This is a genomic window from Nitrospiraceae bacterium (assembly GCA_019637075.1).
GTDB lineage: Bacteria > Nitrospirota > Nitrospiria > Nitrospirales > Nitrospiraceae > JAHBWI01.
Map to the genome: position 1 here is coordinate 293,254 of JAHBWI010000002.1, position 22,445 is coordinate 315,698.

General features: G+C 59.6%; 28 protein-coding genes. 11 read left to right on the forward strand and 17 right to left on the reverse strand.

Going from position 1 to position 22,445, the window contains the following annotated elements:
- Positions 1 to 211 precede the first annotated feature (211 nt).
- A complete protein-coding gene (locus tag KF814_05565; protein ID MBX3235600.1) occupies positions 212 to 523 on the reverse strand; it encodes a hypothetical protein in 312 nt (103 codons plus the stop codon).
- A gap of 409 nt (positions 524 to 932) precedes the next feature.
- Here KF814_05565 and KF814_05570 point away from each other — a divergent pair, with 409 nt between their 5' ends.
- Positions 933 to 1,334: a hypothetical protein gene (locus KF814_05570; GenBank protein MBX3235601.1), complete on the forward strand. Its 402-nt coding sequence runs from the start codon at positions 933 to 935 to the stop codon at positions 1,332 to 1,334.
- Positions 1,335 to 1,426: 92 nt separating this feature from the next.
- Here KF814_05570 and KF814_05575 read toward each other — a convergent pair whose 3' ends face one another.
- From KF814_05575 to KF814_05590, 4 genes are all read right to left on the reverse strand, one after another.
- Positions 1,427 to 2,170 (reverse strand): DUF3047 domain-containing protein, encoded by a 744-nt coding sequence (locus tag KF814_05575; GenBank protein MBX3235602.1) that lies wholly within the window; start codon positions 2,168 to 2,170, stop codon positions 1,427 to 1,429.
- 11 nt (positions 2,171 to 2,181) lie between these two features.
- Positions 2,182 to 3,711 (reverse strand): mercuric reductase, encoded by a 1,530-nt coding sequence (locus KF814_05580; protein ID MBX3235603.1) that lies wholly within the window; start codon positions 3,709 to 3,711, stop codon positions 2,182 to 2,184.
- A 90-nt stretch (positions 3,712 to 3,801) separates the two neighbouring features.
- Positions 3,802 to 4,539 (reverse strand): TVP38/TMEM64 family protein, encoded by a 738-nt coding sequence (locus KF814_05585; GenBank protein MBX3235604.1) that lies wholly within the window; start codon positions 4,537 to 4,539, stop codon positions 3,802 to 3,804.
- 182 nt (positions 4,540 to 4,721) lie between these two features.
- Positions 4,722 to 4,967 carry a hypothetical protein gene (locus KF814_05590; GenBank protein MBX3235605.1) on the reverse strand — a complete coding sequence of 82 codons (246 nt, stop codon included), beginning with the start codon at positions 4,965 to 4,967 and terminating at the stop codon, positions 4,722 to 4,724.
- A gap of 840 nt (positions 4,968 to 5,807) precedes the next feature.
- Between KF814_05590 and KF814_05595 the strand changes: the two genes are divergently transcribed.
- From KF814_05595 to KF814_05615, 5 genes are all read left to right on the forward strand, one after another.
- Positions 5,808 to 5,957 carry a hypothetical protein gene (locus KF814_05595; GenBank protein ID MBX3235606.1) on the forward strand — a complete coding sequence of 50 codons (150 nt, stop codon included), beginning with the start codon at positions 5,808 to 5,810 and terminating at the stop codon, positions 5,955 to 5,957.
- A gap of 334 nt (positions 5,958 to 6,291) precedes the next feature.
- The gene (locus KF814_05600; GenBank protein MBX3235607.1) at positions 6,292 to 6,579 is read left to right on the forward strand and encodes a response regulator transcription factor; all 288 of its coding nucleotides are present in this window, start codon (positions 6,292 to 6,294) and stop codon (positions 6,577 to 6,579) included.
- Between the two features lie 146 nt (positions 6,580 to 6,725).
- Entirely contained in the window at positions 6,726 to 7,370 is a 645-nt protein-coding gene (locus KF814_05605; GenBank protein MBX3235608.1) for a sulfite oxidase-like oxidoreductase, read from the forward strand.
- A 15-nt stretch (positions 7,371 to 7,385) separates the two neighbouring features.
- The gene (locus KF814_05610) at positions 7,386 to 8,507 is read left to right on the forward strand and encodes a dipeptide epimerase (GenBank protein ID MBX3235609.1); all 1,122 of its coding nucleotides are present in this window, start codon (positions 7,386 to 7,388) and stop codon (positions 8,505 to 8,507) included.
- Positions 8,508 to 8,698: 191 nt separating this feature from the next.
- The gene (locus KF814_05615) at positions 8,699 to 9,526 is read left to right on the forward strand and encodes a hypothetical protein (protein MBX3235610.1); all 828 of its coding nucleotides are present in this window, start codon (positions 8,699 to 8,701) and stop codon (positions 9,524 to 9,526) included.
- A 55-nt stretch (positions 9,527 to 9,581) separates the two neighbouring features.
- Here KF814_05615 and KF814_05620 read toward each other — a convergent pair whose 3' ends face one another.
- Positions 9,582 to 9,785, reverse strand: a complete 204-nt coding sequence (locus KF814_05620; protein ID MBX3235611.1) for a DUF3565 domain-containing protein — start codon at positions 9,783 to 9,785, stop codon at positions 9,582 to 9,584.
- A 122-nt stretch (positions 9,786 to 9,907) separates the two neighbouring features.
- Here KF814_05620 and KF814_05625 point away from each other — a divergent pair, with 122 nt between their 5' ends.
- From KF814_05625 to KF814_05635, 3 genes are all read left to right on the forward strand, one after another.
- A complete protein-coding gene (locus KF814_05625) occupies positions 9,908 to 10,807 on the forward strand; it encodes an NAD(P)-dependent oxidoreductase (GenBank protein MBX3235612.1) in 900 nt (299 codons plus the stop codon).
- A 105-nt stretch (positions 10,808 to 10,912) separates the two neighbouring features.
- Positions 10,913 to 11,908 (forward strand): hypothetical protein, encoded by a 996-nt coding sequence (locus tag KF814_05630; protein ID MBX3235613.1) that lies wholly within the window; start codon positions 10,913 to 10,915, stop codon positions 11,906 to 11,908.
- 16 nt (positions 11,909 to 11,924) lie between these two features.
- The gene (locus KF814_05635; GenBank protein ID MBX3235614.1) at positions 11,925 to 12,299 is read left to right on the forward strand and encodes an SgcJ/EcaC family oxidoreductase; all 375 of its coding nucleotides are present in this window, start codon (positions 11,925 to 11,927) and stop codon (positions 12,297 to 12,299) included.
- 502 nt (positions 12,300 to 12,801) lie between these two features.
- Here the strand turns inward: KF814_05635 and KF814_05640 are convergent.
- The 4 genes from KF814_05640 to KF814_05655 all read right to left on the reverse strand — a co-directional run bounded on the left by KF814_05640 (position 12,802) and on the right by KF814_05655 (position 15,552).
- Positions 12,802 to 13,260, reverse strand: a complete 459-nt coding sequence (locus KF814_05640) for a hypothetical protein (GenBank protein MBX3235615.1) — start codon at positions 13,258 to 13,260, stop codon at positions 12,802 to 12,804.
- The gene (locus KF814_05645) at positions 13,257 to 13,775 is read right to left on the reverse strand and encodes a heme-binding protein (protein ID MBX3235616.1); all 519 of its coding nucleotides are present in this window, start codon (positions 13,773 to 13,775) and stop codon (positions 13,257 to 13,259) included. The genes KF814_05640 and KF814_05645 overlap by 4 nt, the downstream gene beginning before the upstream one ends.
- 142 nt (positions 13,776 to 13,917) lie before the next feature.
- Positions 13,918 to 14,928 (reverse strand): hypothetical protein, encoded by a 1,011-nt coding sequence (locus KF814_05650; GenBank protein ID MBX3235617.1) that lies wholly within the window; start codon positions 14,926 to 14,928, stop codon positions 13,918 to 13,920.
- Between the two features lie 138 nt (positions 14,929 to 15,066).
- A complete protein-coding gene (locus KF814_05655) occupies positions 15,067 to 15,552 on the reverse strand; it encodes a hypothetical protein (protein ID MBX3235618.1) in 486 nt (161 codons plus the stop codon).
- Between the two features lie 262 nt (positions 15,553 to 15,814).
- Here KF814_05655 and KF814_05660 point away from each other — a divergent pair, with 262 nt between their 5' ends.
- A complete protein-coding gene (locus KF814_05660; protein ID MBX3235619.1) occupies positions 15,815 to 16,714 on the forward strand; it encodes a DUF72 domain-containing protein in 900 nt (299 codons plus the stop codon).
- A gap of 167 nt (positions 16,715 to 16,881) precedes the next feature.
- Complete coding sequence (locus KF814_05665) at positions 16,882 to 17,610, forward strand: hypothetical protein (GenBank protein MBX3235620.1); 729 nt, start codon at positions 16,882 to 16,884, stop codon at positions 17,608 to 17,610.
- A 57-nt stretch (positions 17,611 to 17,667) separates the two neighbouring features.
- Here the strand turns inward: KF814_05665 and KF814_05670 are convergent, their stop codons facing one another.
- From KF814_05670 to KF814_05700, 7 genes are all read right to left on the reverse strand, one after another.
- Entirely contained in the window at positions 17,668 to 18,504 is an 837-nt protein-coding gene (locus tag KF814_05670; GenBank protein ID MBX3235621.1) for a hypothetical protein, read from the reverse strand.
- A gap of 219 nt (positions 18,505 to 18,723) precedes the next feature.
- Complete coding sequence (locus KF814_05675; GenBank protein ID MBX3235622.1) at positions 18,724 to 19,143, reverse strand: cytochrome c; 420 nt, start codon at positions 19,141 to 19,143, stop codon at positions 18,724 to 18,726.
- On the reverse strand, positions 19,140 to 19,313 hold the full coding sequence (locus KF814_05680; GenBank protein ID MBX3235623.1) for a hypothetical protein: 174 nt from the start codon (positions 19,311 to 19,313) through the stop codon (positions 19,140 to 19,142). Before KF814_05680 ends, KF814_05675 begins: the two co-directional genes overlap by 4 nt.
- A 97-nt stretch (positions 19,314 to 19,410) precedes the next feature.
- Entirely contained in the window at positions 19,411 to 20,109 is a 699-nt protein-coding gene (gene queC, locus KF814_05685; protein MBX3235624.1) for a 7-cyano-7-deazaguanine synthase QueC, read from the reverse strand.
- 107 nt (positions 20,110 to 20,216) lie between these two features.
- Complete coding sequence (locus KF814_05690; protein MBX3235625.1) at positions 20,217 to 20,804, reverse strand: TraR/DksA family transcriptional regulator; 588 nt, start codon at positions 20,802 to 20,804, stop codon at positions 20,217 to 20,219.
- 105 nt (positions 20,805 to 20,909) lie between these two features.
- Entirely contained in the window at positions 20,910 to 21,425 is a 516-nt protein-coding gene (locus KF814_05695) for an adenine phosphoribosyltransferase (GenBank protein MBX3235626.1), read from the reverse strand.
- A gap of 24 nt (positions 21,426 to 21,449) precedes the next feature.
- Entirely contained in the window at positions 21,450 to 22,445 is a 996-nt protein-coding gene (locus KF814_05700; GenBank protein ID MBX3235627.1) for a sigma-70 family RNA polymerase sigma factor, read from the reverse strand.

Sequence of the window (22,445 nt, forward strand, 5' to 3'; positions counted from 1 at the left end):
GGGCCACACAGGAAAGCAGCATGGCGGACGGGCGGCGAGTCTGCTGCCCTCGCGGTTCTAAGATGTACGCCATCCGCTGATTGATAAGCGGGACAATCGAAAGACAGCCGCCTCGAGTCCGAGACCAAAACAACAGCGCCCGCAACGATTGTTGCGGGCGCCGCCTACTATCGGATGCGCACCAAGCCGCCGAAGCAGGAATACCTGACAGCTACTGGCGGTCGTGCTTTTGCTTGGCGATGTGCCGCGACGTGCGATTCTGCGCCGCACCGATGCGGGCACGTTCCTTCTTGGTCACCACGCCGTCGGATTTCGCCTTATCCTCCATCTTATTGATGTGTTCTTCCTGCTTGTTCAGACGATTGGTCTCGCGTTGGTTCAGTTCACCGCTGGCAATACCCTGATCGATTCGCCGTTCCTGGTTGGCTTGACGCTGATCGATGCCCGGTGTGTTGGCCTGAGCGAACGCCATGGATCCCACAAAGACCGACGCAACCCCCATTACACAGATAACCTGTCTCATAGCTCCTCCTTTGAGAGTGGGTACCCCGATCCGACACCCGTTACAACGTACTAGTGGCCGATGCGGTTGACAATGAAATTACGGATTCGACTTCAGGGAAGAAGCCACAGAAGCCCCAACACCCTGCATTCATCCGAAATGTGTCGGTTGACCGCCTCCGCCGATTCCGTTATCACCGAAGTGCCGCGGATGATACGTGAGTCCACTCATCATGGGGCCTATCTGTACTGGGCATATTTGAACAGTCCCTGCCGTTTTTTTCCTGGCAACCTTCCCCTCCCCCTCCAACAACTGGAAGCAATCGACAAAAGGCTGTGAGATCCCACATTTTTCCGCACGATCCCCCCGGCATATGCCTTGCTGAGATTTCCCTAAGACCGCTTCCACTCACGTCTTCAAGGAGGAGTACATGAGACAGATTGCCAAGACTCAGGTGATGGCTGCCACGGCGGCACTAATGGCCCTGACTATGATCGCAGCCCCGGCCTTCGCCAAGGAAAAATCCAAGAAGTCGACCCAGATGTCGGCCAAATCCGCTGCCGCTGCAGCTCAACAGATGGGATCGGTCCCCGAAACGATTCCTGCTCCGAAGCCAGGGCAACATGACTCGCGGCCCGGTCCAGCCTGGAAAACGGTCGGCGGAACGGTGAAGGGCATCCAGGGCGACGTCTATACCGTCGAAGACTATGACGGGCAGGAAATGAAGATGTACGTGGGGCAGGGAACCAAACACCTTCGCGGCAACAAGAAGGTGGGAGACACCATCCGGGCTGAAATCACGCACGGTGGCTTCGCGAACTCCGTTCAGTAACCCATTCACTCCGCGAACCCACATCAACCCGCCGGTGTCCTTGGATGGGCTGACCCTGCACGGGTGAGCCCATCCACAGCTCCTCGGGCCGTTTACTTCGGCGTCGCGCCGGCCTTCACAAAAACGATATCGCCATAGTAGGCGGTTGCCTGCTCTCCCGTATTATCCGTGTCCGTCATGATGGCGACACCGCTGATCATCGGTGGTTCGCCGCCGAACGCCTGCCGGTAGTCCTCGTAGACGTTCCGCTCCTGCTCTACCCATGCTCCCACATGCTGGGATCCGCTCTGCACGACGACCATTTTGGCAAAATCGGTGAAGGCGTTATCGATGATGGTCCCGACCGGCGCGCGGCTCTCCCAAACGTAGTTCAATGCAGCGATGGGAATGTCTCCGAAGAGTGCGCGGCCCGCTTGATACTTGAGCTTCCGACCAAAGCTGACACGGTCGGGCTCATACAGAAAGGTGATGTACAGGCGCGCGGGATAGTCATCGCCGTCCTTTCTCGTCATGTCGCTTTTCTGCAGCACATTCTCGACCCGCCAACGCCATCGGACGATGGGGTATTCTTTCGGATCGATCGTCACCGCCTTCGTGAGTCCGGAAGCCGAAGCCTGACTCGTGGCCTTTACAATGGTCTGCCCCTGCTCGCGCACCACGACATAGTGTGTATGTTTGGGGATCTTCTTGAACGTCAGCGGCGTCCACCCCTCGGGGGCGGCTTCTCCCGGTACAGCGGCTGAGAATGTTGCCACCGGTATGCTTTCAGGGCCCTGTGCCGAGCCGGATGATGCCGGCGGGACAAGGGCGCTGACCGTGCACAAGGCTATGGCCATCGCCGACCGCATCAACGCCTCATCCAGGCAAATACCTTCATCAACCAGGCTTTGGTTCCGGGGCTGAAGTGCGCCTTTCGCCAGAGATTTACGACCTTCTTATTGACTTCAGCCTGCGTGGGATAGGGATGGATGGTCGAGGCCAAGGTCTTCACGCTGGCCCCCGATTTCATGAGAACAGACCACTCGCTGATCAAATCTCCCGCATGAAGCGCCACGACCGTCGCGCCGAGCAGTTTGCCCGTGCCCTTCTGGACGTGAATCCGCGCGAACCCCTCCTCGGATCCGTCAAGAATGGCACGGTCTACTTCATCTAACTTATAGGTGTAGGTCTCAACCTCGATGCCCTGCTTGCGCGCATCAGCCTCGTACAACCCCACATGCGCCACCTCCGGTTCCGTAAACGTGCACCAGGGCATGACCAACGATTTCGTACTCGCGTAGCCCAGCCCCAATGGATGGGGAAACAGTGCGTTCTGGATCACGATTTGCGCCATCGCGTCCGCCGCATGGGTAAATTTATAGCGGGAGCACACGTCGCCGGCAGCAAAGATCTCGGGGTTACTGGTCTGGAGCCTTTCATTGACGGTGACGCCCGACTTGTCATGGACGACTCCGACCGCCTCGAGCCCCAACCCCTCGACATTCGGCATCCTTCCGGCTCCGACGAGAATCTCGTCGACCGTTATATCATAGCGGTGGTCGTGCGAATGGACCGTCAGACGCTTTCCTCCCTCAACCTTCGACACCTGCAGATCTTGTCCGCAACAACGCAGTGTCACCCCATCTCGCAGCATCGCCTGTTGCACAATCGCCGCCGCATCCCGGTCCTCGTTCGGCATGATCCCATGGGCTGCCTCGATCAGAGAGACCTGGCTGCCGAACCGTGCGAAGGCCTGCGCAAGCTCACATCCGATCGGACCGGCACCGATGACTCCGATACGCTCCGGGAGCGCGGTGAGACCAAAAACCGTTTCGTTCGTGAGATATCCGGTGTCTTGGAGGCCGGGAATCGCCGGCTCGGACGGGCGAGCCCCCGTACAGATAACCGCCTTGACATAGTCGAGCGTACGGTGACCTGCCGCCCCCTCCACCGTGACGCGATTTCCCGCAGCAAAGCGCGCGGCCCCGATATAGACATCCACTCCGAGCGACTGGTACCGGTGAGCGGAATCGACATGGCTGATCCGTGCGCGCAATTTGCGCATTCGCGCCATGGCAATCCCGAAATCATACGTGACGCCGGCCGGAATCCCCAGCCCGAACTCAGCGGCCCGGCGCAGATCCGACCACGCGCGAGAAGCCCGTATCAATCCCTTGGACGGCACACAGCCGACGTTGAGACAATCCCCTCCCATCAAATGCCGCTCAACAAGCGCAACTCTGGCCCCCACCCCTGCGGCAATCACGGCCGTCACCAGGCCCGCGGTGCCGGCCCCGATCACGACCAGATTGTACCGGCCGGCCGGGGTGGGATTCTCCCAGTCTGAAGGATGAACGTTGTGCAGCAATGTCCGGTTGTATTCGTCATCCGGCAACATGGTGGGCTGATCAGACACACGGAACCTCTCTGGCTTCTGGAGAAATGGAACCGCACTTATAGAACTCGGCACCCCACACGCGGGACCGGATCATGCAGTTTTGCCCATGTACTTCTTGTACAGAACAGGCATCAGAGTCAGCAGGCCCAACAGCGTAAAGGCCAATAACACATTGGGAGAGGCGATTTCCTTGATCGAGTTGATGGTTCCGAGCTGGCGGCCCGCATAGGCGAAAATGAAACTCCCAGGGATGATCCCGAGCGCGGTCGCGAGCATGTAGGTCCCGACATTCACGCGGGTGAGGCCGGAGACCATATTCACCAGAAAAAACGGGAACAGCGGAATCAGGCGCAGCGTCATCAAGTAACTGAAGGCATTCTTGGCAAATCCATCTTGAATCGGCCCCAGCCTGTGCCCGAACTTCCGTTCGACCCAATCCCTCAGCAGATAGCGCGATGACAGAAAGGCCAGTGTCGCGCCGGTTGTGGCCCCAAGATTGACGTAGAGTGTGCCGAGCAGGCTCCCGAACAGAAAACCTCCCGCGAGCGTCATGATCGTGCCGCCGGGCAACGATAACCCCACCACAGTGCAATAGACCAGCACGAAGAGGCCTACGGCCGCGCCATAGTGTTCTTGGGTAAATGCGAGGAGTCGATCTCGATTGGCTTTCAAGACATCGAGGGAGAGCAAGTGCCCAAGATCGAAATAGAAAAAGGCGGCAATACCCAAGGCTAGGCTGAGCCCAAGAAGAACCCGGCCCGAGCCGGCGTTCCTACTCGAGCCGGATGGTTCAATCGACGTCGTCATCGCCACTTGAGTGGATATCATGGTGTCTTGCCTCCCTGGTGTCAATCCTTCAAGGACGTCACGGCCATTTCCCTACAAGCTCAGTCGTCCTGAGAGAGAGGATCTTACCGGCATAGTCCCTGTGGCGGAGGAGATCTCCGGCAGTGTCTGCCAGGAAGACGAGGAAATGAATGGGAGTGAACGGCGGAACGGAGACCGAATAGTCAGTGCGCAGGCACGCGAGTCACCGCAACCCGCTTGCGCGGAGGCGGTTGTTTCACGGCACGAGGCAATTGGACCTGCGAGGGCTCCTTCGGCAACTCGACGACCGAGGAGAAGGTGTGGCTACGCAGGAGCACAGGGTCACCCTGGTGCAGGCGTTCGACCAGCATATCGACTCCTCGCAGCCCAATATCACCCTTAACGCTCATATCGATCCGCCCCATGGCTCGTTCCATCGGATCGACCACGCCATCTCGATTACGATCAAGGTCACGTTGCGCACGAGAAGGCACGTGAGGGGCGACCTCATCCAGGATTGAAACTTCAGTATCGATTGAGGGCAGCGCGCAACGGGCTGGCAGCACGGCATGTCGATCCTGAATTGGCGCCACATCCGACTTTGCCCTTCCCATTTCAGTCCGATTGCCCAAGACAACCGATCCAGCCGTCGTACAGTTCGTACTCGGCTTCACCGCTACATTTGCCTTTGTCTTCTTCACCGACGATTTTGAAGCACCACCCCGATCACAGACGTCTTGATGCTGCGCAAGTAGACTGCCCGATTTCGAGCTAGTTGCTTTGCCGTTACCCTGCCGTCTTTCTATGCTCTCCACCGGCGCTGAGAACGCAGGGATATCACATACGGAGGAGACGACCAAGATGGAAAGGATCAGGGAATCGGGGAGTTTCATATAGCAGTGATGGGTTTTCTTCAAGTGTAGCAGGCCCTTGCGAGCCCCGCCCCCCGCACCCCATCTCACTGCCGTGGTTCGCTGGAATTTACTGGCGCACAGGCTCAAGAACTCACCCCCGCCCACCGAAAGATCTATTGTCGGTAGAAAATCGGGGGCTTTATGGTGACCACACACGCGCTCATCGAACTCGTTGAACCGACCATGTCGACCAAGCCGACTCCCATCCCCCGCCGTGCTGATGCCGACAGCAGAACCGGTCTCCATGTCTGGATGCGTGCATGTCCTCAATGTCGAGCTCCACTCACAAAAGAAACTCCAGAAGATTCATGGGCTTGCGGTTGCGGGTGGCAAAACTCATGAAGTGGTAGAATTCTCCTAGAGGGAGGTGAGACAATGGTCCCTCTTACGATGCACGATATGAAAGGCGGATTTTTCCTCATTGCCAGTTTTGTCCTGTTGGCGACTATTTGCGCCATCGCAGCATTGGGCACGTTGATGCGCCCGGAGCGGTGGTGCGAACGGGAGACTAGGCTCCACGTCTAGCCTTCGCAGTCACCTCGGGTAGCGCAGGGGTAGGCACACAATCCCCCTGCCGTGTCGGTGTGTGATCTCCGTACTCCATTCCTCCAACGCCGTTTCCTCAAAGTTCTCTCTTACACAGCCGGTGGGACCCATCATCCCTCCCAGTTGAAGTTCCCGCTCCGTCCACGGCCACAAACGTGCCTACGTACTGAAACTAGGTCCATTCGCCGGCTGCTGTGTAGAGGCCAAAAACCAATCGTCGATGCCCCATCGAACCTGCAAACCTCTTCGCGCTTGGCTTAGAAAAGAGTGAGTATTCCGTCAGCCGCACTTTTTCTAACGAAAGAGGCTCTTGATGAACAGACCTACCGTGCGCCGCCAATTGAAACAGTGGAAGAAAGTATCGCCGTCCGCCGCACCGAAAAAACCCCTCGCGATCAGCATCCGACTGCGACAACCGACCCCACGCGAAGTCCAGGTGGTCCGCCTGATCTGGGCCGGACTGAAGAACCGTCAAATCGGAGAACGCCTCAATATCAGCGTGCGGACGGTTGAAGCCCACCGCTCATCGGTGATGCTGAAGCTAGGCGTTTCCAACACCGCACAATTGCTTCGCGCCGCTATCCAACAACGGCTCGTATAGCAGCATACGAATCTGCACGGGACATCCCTTTCGGTTCTTATCCCCTTCTACGGCCACGGAGCCTTGCCCCCACTGTTCCGTGTGCACATCCAAACAGCCTTGTAAGATACAGGGCTCTTGCCCTACCCTGTACAAGGAGGCTGGACATGGATCAAAACGACCGATTGACCAAGGCAAAGGAAAACTGGGCTAAAGCCCGTCGGGGTGGGGAAGAACGAGAAGTCTTTTACGAAGGAGATGACCGGCTCCCGCCCGGACAACACCTCGTTGAAACCTGGCCTGTGCTGGATTTGGGGTTCAAACCAGAGATCTCGCTCTCCGAATGGACGCTAGCCATCAAGGGATTCGTCCAAACTCCCGTAACCTGGACGTGGAATGATTTTCAGGCGCAACCGCAATTCAGAGACATCTCTGATTTTCACTGCGTCACATCTTGGAGTCGCTACGACAACGAATGGGAAGGCGTAAGCTTCAAGCAACTGATCGCCGTCGCCCAGCCACTGTCCCTCGCCAAGTACGTGCTGTTTAAATCATACGACGACTACACGACAAACCTCCCCATGGAAGCCTGTGACGACGACGACGTGCTGCTCGCCCACAAATGGAACGGCCAGCCGCTCACCAAGGAACACGGAGGCCCGGTTCGCGTCATCGTCCCCAAACGCTATGCCTGGAAGGGCGCGAAATGGGTCAAGGAGATCACATTTTCGGATCGCGACGAAAAAGGCTTCTGGGAAGTCCGCGGCTATTCCAACACAGCCTTCCCCTGGAAGAATGATCGGTACGGCTGATGACTGACTTGTCGGCTGCGACGCCCTGATACCCGCGTGAACGCGAACTGCATTCAGCGCATCCACCTCTGGCCGGTCGACATTCCGATCACGGATCCGTTCGTCGTGGCGACCGGTTCACGCGTCACTGCACAAAATGTCTTTGTCCGCGTCACCTTGGTGGACGGTACGACCGGCTACGGCGAAGCCGCCCCATTCCCCGAAGTCGGCGGCGAGGACCGCGCGTCCTGCCTCGCAGCGGCCACAAGGCTTGCCCGTTCACTTATCGGACGATCGGCCTCAGACTATGAACAAATTGCGGCAGACCTACAGCAAACGGCGCTTTCCCATCCCGCTGCTCGTTGCGGACTGGAAACAGCCATCCTCGACGCCCAGTGCCGCTCGCAACATATTCCCTTCTGGGCCCTCTGGGGATCGGCCGAGGTGCGTGCGCACGGCACCGACATCACCATTCCGATTTGCGATGCCGAAAAGACGATCCAACTCGCCAAAGGTTGGTATGCGAGAGGCTTTCGGCTCTTCAAAATGAAAGTCGGACTCGATGTGGACGAAGACATCCGCCGGCTGGAGCTTGTGCATCAGGCTCTACCTGGGATCGCGTTCATCGGGGACGGAAACCAGGGGTTTTCCCGCGAAGAATGTCTGGCGTTTGCGCGGGGAGTGGCGGGATTCGGCGGACGGCTGGTGCTGCTGGAGCAGCCGTTGGTCAGGGAGGATCTCGACGGACTTCATGCGATTCGCCACCTCACCGGCATTCCCGTCGCCGCCGACGAATCGGTCCGCTCCCTTGAGGATGCTCGTCGGGTAGTTGAGTCCTCCGCCGCCGACTATATCAACATCAAAATCATGAAGACCGGGGTCATCGAAGCGTTCCATATTGCGAAGCTCACCCTCGAAGCCGGCCTCCGCTTGATGGTCGGCGGGATGGTCGAAACCCGAGTGGCGATGGGATGCTCCTTCAGTCTAGTACTGGGGCTTGGACATTTCGATGTTCTGGATCTCGATACTCCGCTATTGCTTGCCGATGATCCCGTGACCGGTGGCTATCGGTATGATGGCCCGCACCTGCAACCCTGGCGTGAACCGGGTCTCGACATGACGATCCTTCCGCCTCCCGACGCCATCATCGTCAGCTAATCCCTGCCGAGATTCGCCCCACAGGGCAACCCTCACAGACGCCATCGCGGCTGCCCATGACCTGCAAATTTCCTGAAATCTTTTGCCGTTTCCGGCCTTTTCTGAAAAATTAGCCTCAAGGCACGCTGCTGACCCCGACCGATGAGCTCGCGAAAGCGGTCGCATTGCACTTTCATAGCAAGGAGCGCCCCATGAATCCGAACATGCTTCGCCCCCTCCCCCAGACCGTTCTTCCTCGGCCTCGGCAGTCCCCCCGCCTGGCTTGGATTGCCGGGACCATCCTGCTTCCTATGGTGGGATGCGTCTCCACCAACACCTATGAGGCGGCTAGGCAACAGGCAAAAGAACGATACGGTGAACTGGCGAGGACGCAGGCGGACATTCAAGGACTGGAGAGACAACGGGACGCACTCCACAGCACCAACCGGCAAGACGAGCAGTCGCTGTCCAATCTGCAGAACGAGCTCAAGAACATCCAAGCGGCATACGCGAAGATTCAAAAGACCAATCGGGACAAACTCGCGGCATTGCAACAGAACATTGCGGCCCTGCGCGCCCGTCATCAAGCGATGCTGAAAGAAATTAGCGACACGAAGCGGCAGGAGAACAAGCTCAAGTCCGTTACCAACACTTATGAAAAGGTGATGGGGAAGACGTTGGACGGCCCGGAAACCCAGGCGGAACCGATCAGTGGGGCCGCTCCTGAGCAGAAACTCGTGGCCGTCGTCACGCCGCAGTCAAACCCGGCCGAGGCACCGCAGGCTCCTGCATCCTCAGCCGCAGCGTCCCGTCCCGATCTGATTGCGCCACCTGCGGCCCCAGTGCCTGCACCGGCCTCCGCTCCAGCTCCGGCAACCTCCTCCGCGCCTGCAACCCAAGCCCCTGAGGTCGCCAAGGCTGCCCCCCCGGCGCCAAGGCCGACGGCGCAACCTGTTGCCCAGCCTGCGCCGCAGGACGAATCCTGGCTCTCGTCTCTAACCGCCTGGTTCTCCTCACTCCTCGATTGGATCTGGGCATAGACCGATCCCTCCGGGGGCAGGCCCAGCGATTGGGAAGCCCCCGGGTGCTTCAAGCTTACAGCTTCGGCGGATCCGGTTCCTCGCAGCGCTTGCAGTTGAGCACCATCCCCAGCCTCGTCCGGCGTCCTTCCTCGGTCAACACCCACAGGCGCGTAGTCAGCGGCGGTTGATGCCGCACATGTTGCCCGTGGCCGCAGGCCAGATCCGCGACCCAGTGTCCTTCTTCGTCCTGATGGTAGCCGACTATCTTCTGTTGCATCCCTTCCCCCTAATCACGGCACGGCGTACATTCACGTAAACCCTCACCGCCATCCGCCCTACTCTTGCGTTTATGCTACACTCCCGGCGGCGGAATCGTATCACGGCAGACAGGAGGAACGAATGACGACGGCAGAGTTTCGCATTGGAATAGTCGGGGTCGGCCGGATGGGGGCCAACATGGCCCGCCGATTGAAAGATCGAGGCTATACGGTAGTGGCCGTGCAGGATGCCGACGCACGGCGCGCGCAGGAACTGGCCAAGGAGCTGAACTGCGACGCCTCTGCCACGCCCGCCCGTCTCGCAGGACTCTCGAACACCGTACTCACCGTCATATCCGACGACACCGCCATGCGCCACATTTTCTCCGCCAGCGGACCCGATAGCCTCTTGCAGCACGCCAAGGATCGCCTGTTCATCAATTGCGCAACCCTGTCACCCGGTATCCATCAAGAAATCCAGACGCTGGTCGAGCAGCGTGGAGGCACGACGCTGGAAGCCTGCATGGCCAGCAGTATCCCGCAAGCCCGTCAAGGCACTCTGTACCTCATGTGCGGCGGCCGACGCGAGGTCTTCGATCGTGCCCGTGCGTTGTTGGAGGATTTGAGTGCGCACCTGCGCTACATCGGACCGGCCGGCACCGCGGCCAACGTCAAAGCCTTGGTCAACATGGTGATGAATGCCAACACGGCCGCCCTCGCAGAGGGGTTGGGATTGGGCGCCGCGCTCGGGCTCGACCTGACCATGCTCCGGGAAGTCTTCGCCCAAACCGGCGCGAACTCCCGCGTGCTCGAAACGGACGGCGAGGACATGCAGCGGCGCGCCCACGATTGCTACTTTTCAGCCTCGCATGCAGCGAAAGACTCAGGCATCGCCCTCGCGCTGGCGGAACAGGTCGGGCTCACCCTTCCGGTTGCGCAAGCGACCTATGCGCAGTACAGCCGGCTGGTGGAGGAAGGCAAGGGGGAGTTGGACAAGTCCGCCATCGCCGAGCTGACATTCAAAGACAGGCTGGCCGGGTAAGCCTCGCGACGCCGCCCGGGAGAAGCGGCGGTTTCGTTGACAGAACGGGCCAGTCCCGCTAGGCTTTCATGGACTACGCAGTCCTGCTGAGGACGATCCTCCACAGTGCCGCGCAGGAAGAGGGAGGGGATTCTGACTCACTCCGGCTTGGGCTTTGTCATTCGGCTGTGCTTCGTCCTCTGCGGCCTTGTGGCCCTTCCCCAGTCGGGCCGGGCCGCCGAACAAACGCCCCACACGCCGTCGGCCCCAGGCCCCTCCCTCCTCTACATCTCGGACTATTTTTCCTTCGTCGGCACCGATGCCCAGGGGCATGTGTCGTTCATCCTCGACAATAATCGGGGAAAGGACGGCGCAAAATATCAGGCCGAGCACCTCGTACTCCTGCATGACGAACAGCAAGGCTGGGTGGAACTGGCGGGCAACGGGTCCTATCCCAACCTTCACCACGACACCGCCCGCATTCCGGATTCCCCGAATTTCCGGTTCGAGGGCACTCCGGAATCTGGCATCACGATCAGCAGTTCATCGAACAATTTGGTTCTAAAGATCGGAAGCCTGACCCGCCATACCCAAAACCAGCACAACGGCGGAGAAACCTGGATGAGCGCCGGACCGGCCGAACTCACGTGGCGCGGGCGCACGATTCCCGGCCGGGTCATCTACGAATATGTGATGATGCCGAACTTCAACCGCCTGACCAAGACCTACTGGGGCATGTGGAAAGGCTTCCAGGGGCTGTACCTGTCTGCGGCAAACCCGACCGATCTGTACCTGCATAGCCACCAGAGCGACCGTCTCGCGCTGCTGGTCAGTAAGCTGATGGGATTTACCGTCAACGGGGACGTCCCCGAATCGATGCAGGACATCCGCATCGAAGTGCTCGACGAGGACTTCGCGCCCGGCATGTACCGCTGGCCGAAACAATGGCGCATTTCCTGGATGAGCAGCGCCGGACCAGGCACCATGAACATCAGCCTGTCCTTTCGGAAGACCCTCAGCAGTTGGTTCATCGGCGGCTTTTCGATGGGCATCGTCACAGGGGAGATTACCGCGGGAGAACGGACAGTTCCGGTTTATGGACTTGCCGAACTGATCATGTAATCCAACAAGAGTCCCCATGCACAGCACTGCACCAGACCAGCTTCATCGAGCCTTCACCCAAGCCTTCAATAGCGGAGACTTGGACGCTGTGATGCGCCTGTATGAACCGGAGGCAGCGCTGGTCCCACAACCGGGTCAGATCACAATCGGTGCCGCCGCGAACCGGCAAGCGCTGGAGCAGTTCATGGCCCTCAAGGGCCGGATGACGATCTCAACCGTCTATGTCGTCCAGACAGAGGACCTTGCTCTCCTGCGAGGCGACTGGCACCTCACCGCCAAGGCGGCTGACGGGCAGCCCATTGAAATGCGCGGGCAGAATATCGAAGTGGCTCGCCGGCAAGCCGATGGCCGTTGGCTCTTCGTGATCGACCATCCCTTCGGCGCCGGCTGACCCGAGCTCCTCAAGAGCATTTTGCTCGGCTTGTTGTCATATTTAGTACTAGTGCTAGAATCACCTAGTACTAATGACGATTCCAAGCGGAACGGACATCTCGGATTTTCTTCACGGCGCCGACGGGTTGGGCTGGCTACTCCTTGTGGTAGCGCTCGGTTACGGCGGGTATCGGCTTCAACGAACCCTTCGAGTACCACAGATCCGGCCAGACAGGGTCAGCCCACCATCGCACGCTCCGAAGCCAGACCGCGCGACCATCCTAGGCCTCTATTGTTGTGGCGCCTTCCTGGTGTCTTCCGCTATCCCCTGCTGGCGCCTCATGGCAAGGGACGAGAGCGCCCCCTTCTTCAACCAGATTGGTCTTACGATCGTTGCACTCGGCGCCGCGACCATTGCAGCCGCGATACTCTTAGGCGCACGCAATAGAGCTCGCTAGCGTGCGGTCTCGTACCTCTTCGGATGGCCCCACGGCAATAGACGGGTCCGCCGACATCGGCAGTTAGAGTTTTTCAAACGGCAGTTCCTGCCGCTCCGCCTTGGGAAAGAACCGCCAGCGTTTCTGCGCATCGGCATCGAATGCCCCAAGATACTGCCCCTGTCGGTCCCAGGCTTGGAACTCGATCAGCCGAATCAAACAGGTCCCCGGTTCGATCACTCGGACATCATATTGCCCAACGATGCCGATCCGCCCAGAGGACTGACGATAGACGTTGCGCCGGCCTGCGTACCCTGTGTCGGGAAACAATTCGGCCGTGGCCGTGCAGCCCCCGAGTTGCTCGACGCGCAACGTCAGGTTGTGACGAGAAAGAAAGGGGTGGGTCGCCACCCTCGTAATGCGAACCAGAAGCCCTTCAGGAGCCAGCGTGAACTCGGCCGGTTCCGGCCGATCGCTGTTGCAGCCGCTCAGCGATAGAACGAGCAGCAGCGTAGACAGCACCGATCCGAATTGACGGCTCACTTGCCCGTCGGCACCTTGGGTGCAGCTCCGATCGCATCGAGTCCAGCCTCGGCACAGGCATCGTCTAGATGAGCGCCTGGGGCGCCCCCGACCCCGATCCCTCCGACCACTTCCCCACCGATTTCGATGGGCAGACCGCCGCCGACCATGAGGATCTGTTCGTTCATGTCGCGGAGCGCCTGAAGCGTCGGGGTTTTGGAGATCATATCGGCGAGTTCGCTGGTGGGACGGCGCAAACTGGTTGCGGTATAGGCTTTCTTCCGGCTGCTGTCGATGGTATGGGGACCGGCGCCATCGGCCCTGGTCATGCTCCGCAACAGACCCGAGCGATCCACCACCGAAGCGCTCACTCGATACCCGTCTCTTTTACAATGCTCGATCGCCGCCTGTACGGCCTTGGCCGCCAGTGCCGACGGCAAAACCGATTCCTTCGGCAGATCTTCCGTCGCCCCTGCCAGTCCTGGACTCACCGCCACCGCACACAGAAAGGCCACAGCCATACCGACAGTCTTCATGAAATTTTCACCTCTATCGTGACTCGCGCAATAGGCCGGCATCATGATTCTCTCCTTGTGGTTCTCGGGCGACGATCGGCCCGCGATTTCATTGGAGGGTACGGCGGCACCGGAGTGCTGTCAAGAGCGGGAGCTGGCGAGGTCAGCGGTACAATGCAAAGCGGGCCATGGGTGAGAGGGCAGCCCGGCGCGGTGCATCGATCAGGCTATAGCGCGTGGAATCCAGACCGGCGTTGGAGGTGTAGACGCCTATGAGTACGACACGAGGCTTGGTATGCGACCGACCTCCACGATGCAGCCCGCCGGTATCCGCCAGCACGACCGTACCAGCTTCGCCGATGCAAGATAGGACCGGAATCGATCGCGCTTTCACCTGCGCGGCGAGCGCTGCCGGTTCTGGATAGCAACCGGTGGGGGGAACAGCGGGAAACAGAGTGCCGAACGCCCCGCCCGGTTGCGAGCCCCGCAGGTAGGTCAGTGGTCCCATCGTCTCGTCGATCGCTTCAAGGTAAAGAAAAACCTTGAGCACATGCTTGTCCTCGTGGTCCCGATGCCAATACTCGGCGCTGATCGCTGGCTCGCCGTCCCGGACCGCGAAGTTGTGCCAAACGTCGACGTAGTTCAACCGGGGTTGCACACCAAAGTAGGCGCTCGCAATCGCCAACATCCGTTCGTGGAGAAAAAACTCGCCGAAGCTCGCCGGAATCGGCTGCCGGCGCGCGCGATGGCCGATCGCCCGCACGACGTACCACTTTCGATCGAGGCTATGGCTTCGACGCTGGATTCGTGCCTGCACTTCCGGCACGGCCAGGAGCCGTCCGGCGTCGGCCCGCAAGTCGTCGAATAGCTCGGCTCGTCCGAGCAGTCCCGCAATCGAGGTTTGGTAGAGCCCGTCTTTTCGCAAGGAACGCACTGCGTGGAAGGCCGGTAGGTCAAGCCGCTGGCGATGGGCCGCATACAGACGGCGAGATCGACGGTTGATCGCCTGATAAACGGGAGCCAGCCAACGAAGCCGATACAGCCAGCGACCCACAATCGAAAGCGGCCAGACGTGGACGAGGAGCGCACGAATGACATGCTTGGGCCGTTTGCCCCGAAGCTTGGCTCGCCATCCGCCTTGGCTCCCATCCCACCCCTGGTGGTCGTCCAGCATCCCCGTTCGTCACTCCGCACGTCTGCTCGCCGCAGTCGGCCGCGAGACCTCGCGCACATGGTGATACCACAAGCAAGAACAACGACCAATCCTGGTCGGCACTATAGGCTGTCGTGTTTAGGACGAAGGAAGAAGCGGTCAGAAATTCGAGATGGGATGCAATTCCGGATTGTCCGATCCGGGCCGCCGCAATTCTTGGATCCAAACCCTGGCCTGCTCGACGTAGAAGGTATATTCCATCTCGGGGTAGCTGGCCACCACCGAGTGAAGCAGCTGCTCGGCTTCTCGACCACGTCCGGCGCTCAAGCTCGTCCGCGCCGCCTGCAACGTGCAAGATGCCGCCATGGCTTTCGGGTCTACAGTAGTTCTCACCGGCTGCCGCGCCACGAACCGATCGAAACTCTTCGGCAAATCCGCTGTCGGCACCACATGGGTGTCGGCGGACTGACGCAGTTCCTTCGCCGCAGTCAGTACTGCTTCCACGTCACTGCTCGTTTGGCAGTAGCGATAGAGATCCCACATCGACATCACGCTGGGCGGATGCGAAGCGGGAAGAGTACCGGCTGGCTCGAGCATTTGACATCCCGAGAGGAGGATCCCAAGTGCCAGCAGTGTAGATCTCATAGGACTCATAGAAGTGCGTCGACGACGAAGTGCAATCCTTACCGGATCGCTCCAACGAGTGTCAAGGCAAATGCGCACCGACCATCAACAGACTGAGGCACGCTCCCCAGTCTGATGTCGAACTTTTTCGGAGTGCCCGACCTTCGCAGGGCGACAGAAAGATATCGAGAATCGCGGGCGGCTCTGGCATCATGCAGCGCACACGCGCACTGAGCATCCAGACACAACCACCAGGTTTACAACGGCAACAATGGAAACAGATATGGTGCGGTCATCCCTGATTCGCTTCGGCACCAGTTCATGGGCCTATGAAGGATGGCAGGGCCAAGTCTACCAACGTACCTATCCAACGAGCCGGTTCTCCAAAGACAGTTTGGCCGAGTATGCGACTTACGAATATGACGGCCATCCGCTCTTCCGCACCGTCGGGATCGACCATACGTTTTATCGACCGGCATCGGCGGCGCAACTTAGGCACTATGCCGCGCAGGTGCCGCCCAATTTCCATTTTTGCTCCAAGGTTTGGGAAGAGCTCACGATTCCGGCTTACGCCAATCTCCCGCGATACGGTGCGAAGGCCGGCAAACCGAATCCCAGATTCCTCGACCCCGGAACATTTCACGATCTGGTGCTCGGTCCGTTCGTCGAAAGCCTGCCCGGACGCCTCGGACCGTTCATCTTCGAGTTCCAACGCACCGGTCTCGAGCCGGCGCAGTTCCTCGACGCGCTGGATGCGTTTCTCGGCAAGCTCCCGCCCGGTTATCCCTATGCCGTTGAAATCAGGAATCCCGCCATTCTCGGCAGGAGGTACCGTGACATCTTAGGGGCCCATCGCGTGGGCCACACCTACAACCACTGGACCGGGATGCCGCCCTTGTTGGTGCAGCATCGCCTCTTGGAGGAACAGTTCACTGCGCCGTTTCTGGTCATGCGGCTGCTGACGCCGTTGGGACTGGCGTTTGCCAAGGCAGTTGAACGCTATGCGCCCTACAACCAAATCGTGAAAGCTCAGCCGGAAATGCGTCGCGAGGCCGCAGTCCTCGCGCAACAAGCGGATCAGCAGGGCGTGACGCCCTATGTGCTGGCGAACAATCGCGCGGAAGGCCATGCGCCGAAAACGGTTCAGGCTATCGTCGAAGAACTGCAGCGCCTGTCTACGTGACTGTCTTCCTCCCGCATTCCGCATCCGACCGGACAATCCAACTCAAACCCCGCTCCGAAGCGGCTCCCCGACATTGATGCCCCCACAGCTGCGTGATAGCATGAAGTGGCTCCACTATGAGGGCCCTGCCGGATTGACGTGTAGCCAGAGAAAGGAAGGTGGCTTGTATGACTCCTCTCCTGTCCCTGTCGAGCCTCGGCATCCTGCTCCTCGCCACCCAGAGCTTGGCCCTCGCTGCGCCGTTGGACGCCTACGCAGACAGCGGCCGTATTGAAGTCACTGGTGACTACCGGTACGCATTTCACGAACCGGAAACCGCAGCCGAGGCAAAGCAAACGGCCTGCACGGAAGCCCTGCACCAGGCTATCAGCACATCCGCGCCGGTTCGCGAGCAGATGATCGGCATCGTGGATTCCACGCTCTTCCGCAACCTTGTGCACCAACTGGCGACCAAGCATGTCACCGAGCAGCAGATCCTACAGCAGAGCGAAAAAGGACGGACCGTCTACTGCAAAATCAAGGCGCTGTTTCAAGCCTCCGACGTCGAGCGCGTATTCCTCACGCAGACAGCAGGAGGCAGCGAACCGGGGTTGGACCAAAATCGTGCGCTGAAGATCCTCAGTGTGCGCGAGGACGCGGACGGTACCGTGATTATCGTCTACAAGGCCTTGAAGCGGCTGGACTGGCTCGGCACCGCCTATCAAGGCAGCCTACGCGAGTCAGCGGACGTCATGGTGGATTTCTATGATGAGCAGGGCGCTCTGTTGCGAAGTACCCGCTACCCGGCCAGGCGCACGGCCGGCGGGGACGATGTAATGAATCCCGGAGAGGTCGGCACCTTGAAGATAGCCAAGCCCCTGAACACGAAGACCTACCGGGTCTGGCTGGTGAAGTGAGCGGCCCGCGGCGGGAGAGCCAAGGAACATCCCGGCTCTCCCACGGGTTGTTCGAGATTAGCGATCCGCCGCGAGTGGCGGCATATTGATCCCCACCCGCTCCAACCCCATGATGACGGTCAGGGCCGAAGGTGAGTGCTGCACGATCTCCTTCTGGACCTCAATCCGGCGAAGGTCCACGAACTCCGGCGCGGTCAACCCCAGCGATTCGCGATAGGCGCGATCGGCAATGCCGCGCTGCTTCTCGGCCTTCTCGCGTGCCTCCTCTGCCTTCTGAAATTCGACCATCGTAATCTTGCGCTGTTCCTGCACGATGGTCTGGGTCGTCTGTTCGACCACGCCCTTGGGGGGAAGGATGCTGCCCACGACGACCCGGTTGAGCCTGATCGGAATATTCTGCTTCTCGATCAGCTTGGTCTGGACTTCCCGCGCGATGGCATCTTGCAGTTTGGTCCTCGTGGTCGGGTCGGTGGTCAGCTGAAAGAGGGGATACTTTTGCACCTCCTCCCGGACGAACGTCCTGAAGGCTTCCTTCACGTTGTTTTGATACCAACTTGAGCCGTAGCGGCTGATGAGTTCCGGCGATCGTCCCTCCACGACGTTGGCGATCAGGAAGGCATCGAACGACACCGGTGCGTTTTCAGCAGAGATGATGTCGAAATGCTCCGAATATTGAACGGGACGGACATCGACATCGATGACCTTGGTCGTCGGAGCCACCCAAACGCGACCGGTTTTGGTCGGTACCGGATCGACTCCGCCGTGCCCGAATAAGAAGGGCTGTTCGACCATCACCCCTTCATGCCCAGCTTCAATCGCCGCGCAGCCGGTCGTCAGCAACAAGGCGCCCACTCCGATGACCCCTCCCAGCATGGACCCGACTCCCTGTTTCATAGCTCCCTCCTGTGATAAGGCCCAGCCAACACCACCCCTCCCGCGCGCACGTGGACCTGCGTTCCCGCTGCGCCTGCACTGCAGTTACCTTACGAACCAAAACCGATCTTGTCAAAGGGGGCGAACCCGAATGCTGACGAGGGAGAGACGAGCGAGAGCCCGTCAGTCGACGAGGAGACGGGAGATCAGAAACGATCGACGTTTCACGAGATACGTGACTTAGAAGATGCCGGCCTGCTTCTGCAACCAGCGCACATAGCGGATGATCTGATCGACGTCCTCCGACGACACCGACTCGATCTTCGGCATGTTTCCGAATTCCCAGTGGTGCGCCCGGACTCCATTGGCAGCGGCGCGTTGAAAGGCTACGTCGGCATGGTGATTCGGCTCGTAGATCTTGTGAACCAACGGTGGCCCCTGGCTGGTACCGACCCCCCGCGCGCCATGGCAAGCGGCGCAGTTGGCATTGAACTTTGCCTCACCGGGCTGGAACTCAGCCGGTATCCCCGAGTTCGACGCTTGGGGGGACCCGGGATTCGTTGCGCCGGAGTCGCAGGCGGCCAGCCCGCTCAGCATCAGGCAGAACCCAAGGGCCATCGGTCCCACCCAACGGGACGAACGCAAATTTCGCAGGATCATGACGGTTTCTGCTCCGGCTTATCGGCGGCAGATGAGGTCGGATGATGCAATTCTTGCCGCAGCATTTCGGTCGTCCGGCTGAGCGTAGCCCGTCGATAGAGACGAACCGCCACCGGAACCACCACGATCAAGGCGATGGTGAGGTACATGAAGAATTCTTCAGGAGACATCGTTCCTTGTAGCGGTAGAAGCGTAGAACCGACCGGCGAAGGCAGCTCAAACCGTCACTTCACCACATCATCTGTTCACGCAAACATAACTTCCAGACTAAGGTATCGCATACCGTACCGGATCCTCAAGACCTGCTTGGCGGAATCCTTCCCGACGGATCTGGCAGCTATCGCACCGGCCACAGGCGATCCCCTGAGCATCAGGATCGTAACAACTGTGGGTCAATTCGAACGGAACTGAGAGAGCCAATCCCTTCCGAATGATGTCGGCCTTCGAGGACGTCAGCAGCGGCGCCCGCACCTCAATGACCTGGCCGGCCGCTCCCCGCTTGGTCCCAAGCCTTGCCATGGTCTCGAACGCCGCGATGAATTCGGGACGGCAGTCGGGATAGCCGGAATAATCCACCACGTTGGCGCCGAAATAGATCGCACCGGCATGAACCACTTCCGCGTAGGCCAAGGCAAGCGATAGAAAGATGGTATTTCGCGCCGGAACGTAGGTTACGGGAATGTCGCCGGCTCGCTCCTGCTCGCTTCGGTCTTTTGGCACGGCCTGGTCGCCGGTGAGGGCTGAGCCCCCGATCGCCCGCAGGTCGAGATCCAGCAGCACATGCCCCTTGGCCCCCAACGCCCCTGCCACTGCCTTCGCCCGCTCTACCTCCACCTGATGGCGTTGTCCATAGAGCACGGTGAGGCAATACAGATCATGCCCTTCGCTCTTGGCCACGGCAGCCGTCACGGCAGAATCCAGCCCCCCGCTGAGGAGAATGACGGCCTTCGCTGAAGCAGCGATCATACGTGGATGGAACGCGATGAATTATGCTCGCGTCCGAAGGTAATGCACTCCCCGGAAGGAAGAAAATTCGGGTAGGTTGGGGCAACAGCCTCCGGAACAGGAACGCGTTAGTCGCGCTCCTCTTCCTTCTCGATCTTCTCCAGCAACTCGAGCTGAGACTGGCATTGCACGCAGAGCTTGGCGAACGGCACTGCCTCGAGGCGCTTCTCGCTGATCTCAATGCCGCACTCGGCGCAAATTCCATAAGTGCCTTCGGTGAGCCGAGTCAATGCCTCATCGATGGACTGGCGCTTGCGGTTCCGCATTTCCATGAGCGAAATGCCGAGCTCACGCTCCAAGTCCATCAAGGCCTGGTCTCCGACGTCACGCGCGGACTCCAAACGCCGTTGCTGATCTTCCGTCAGGGACTGACCGAGGTTTCCCTCGATCTCCTTGAGGATTTCCTGGCGCTTGCGAATGAGCATCTGCTGCAACATATCGCGACGACGCTCGCGGGCTTCCCGCTCTTTCGGTGTTTCCTTCGCCGTCAGCGCAGCCACCACGCGGGCGGCAACGCTATCGCTATCTTTCTCAATCACAGTACTAACCTCAGCCGTCCGCGGCTTCACGACCGGCTTGGCCGACGGCGGCGCGGAAGGTTTTGCCTTTGTAGTGGTGGGGGACGGTTTCTTCTTCGCTTGGACTTTCGTCGCCATAGTGACTCATGACCTTTCGTGATGAGGGTTAGGCGCAAAAGTTCGGCTGGTATATCACGCTACACGTCGTTTGACAAGTCCTTCTATCCACAAGATATGGGGGAATCAGGGATAGACGATCGTCGAATGGACCTCCTGCCCTGCCAAGCGTTCCCGCCCGCTGAGACTTTTCAATTCGACCAGAAAATCCAATCCCGCGATTTCACCGCCGAGTTGGCGAATCAAGTGGACCGTCGCCGCCGCTGTCCCCCCCGTCGCCAGGAGATCGTCCACGATCAGAACCCGTTCACCGATCGACACGGCGTCCCGATGGATCGCGAGCGCGCTCGAGCCGTACTCGAGGTTGTACTTCACCTCGTAGATATCGGCCGGCAACTTCCCGGGCTTCCGGACCGGCACGAATCCCGCCCCAAGGCGCGCGGCCAAGGTGCCGCCCAGAATGAATCCACGGGATTCGATTCCGATGACCTTCGCGATTCCCTTCCCCTCATACCGAGCCGTCAGTTCGTCGGCAATGGTACGAAAGGCGCGGGCGTCCTTTAGCAGAGTCGTGATGTCGTAGAAGAGGATACCGGGCTTAGGAAAGTCCGGAACTTCGCGGATGAGAGCCTTGTAGTTCATGGGCACGGTCGGCGCAGGGGTTCATCATAGGAGGTCCCCCCGCTTCATGGTCTTTCGTTCGATGATCCCGCGCAGCCTGACGAGCGCGGCCGTCTCGATTTGACGGACTCGTTCGCGTGTCAGACCCATCTCGCGGCCGATCTCTTCTAACGTCCGAGCCTCCGCGCCGTCAAGTCCAAACCGAGCCAGAATCACGATCCGTTCCTTTTCAGGCAGCTCTTTGACCCAAGCCATCATCTCTGCCCGGCGCATGACGCCCTCGGCCGTATCGGCAGGAGAGAGACAGAGCGGGTCTTCGATCACGTCCCGCAGAAAGGTATCCTGTCGGTCACTGATGGGACTGTCGAGTGAGCAGGTGGTGCGAACCAACTGCTTTAAATCTTCCACTTCCTCAACGCTCGTCTTCATCTTCGCCGCGACTTCATCGGCGCGAGGTTCCCGGCCGAGTTCGTGCACCAACTGCTCGACCTTGCCCAAATACCGATTCAAACGTTCGACGACATGGACCGGCAGACGGACCAGCTTCCCCTGGTTGATGATAGCTCGCTCGATAAACTGCCGGATCCACCAGGAGGCATAGGTGCTGAAACGGAAACCCCGTTTGTAATTGAACTTCTCGACGGCCTTGATCAGCCCGAGGTTCCCTTCCTCTACGATATCCGCAAACGGGAACCCCCGATTCATGTAGCGCTTGCCGATGCTGATCACCAGCCTCAGATTGGCTTCGATCATCTGCTGGCGCGCCTGCTCGTCGCCTGCCATGACGCGCTTCCCGAGCTGCTGCTCCTGCTTGAAGGTCAACAAGGTGGAGCGGCGCACCTCGCGCAGGTAACTTTTAATCGTGTCGAGGCCTTCCGATCGTTCCGATTCGGCCGGCCGCTGTTCCGTCTGCGACTCCTCGGAGCCGTGAGTCGCCTCCTCGTTATCCTCGTCCGAACGGGCGGAGCGGCGGCGACGCAGGGCGGCGGAAGCCTTGACCTCGTCGTCATCGTGGCTGAGAGCTGTCGCGCGTCGTGCCAT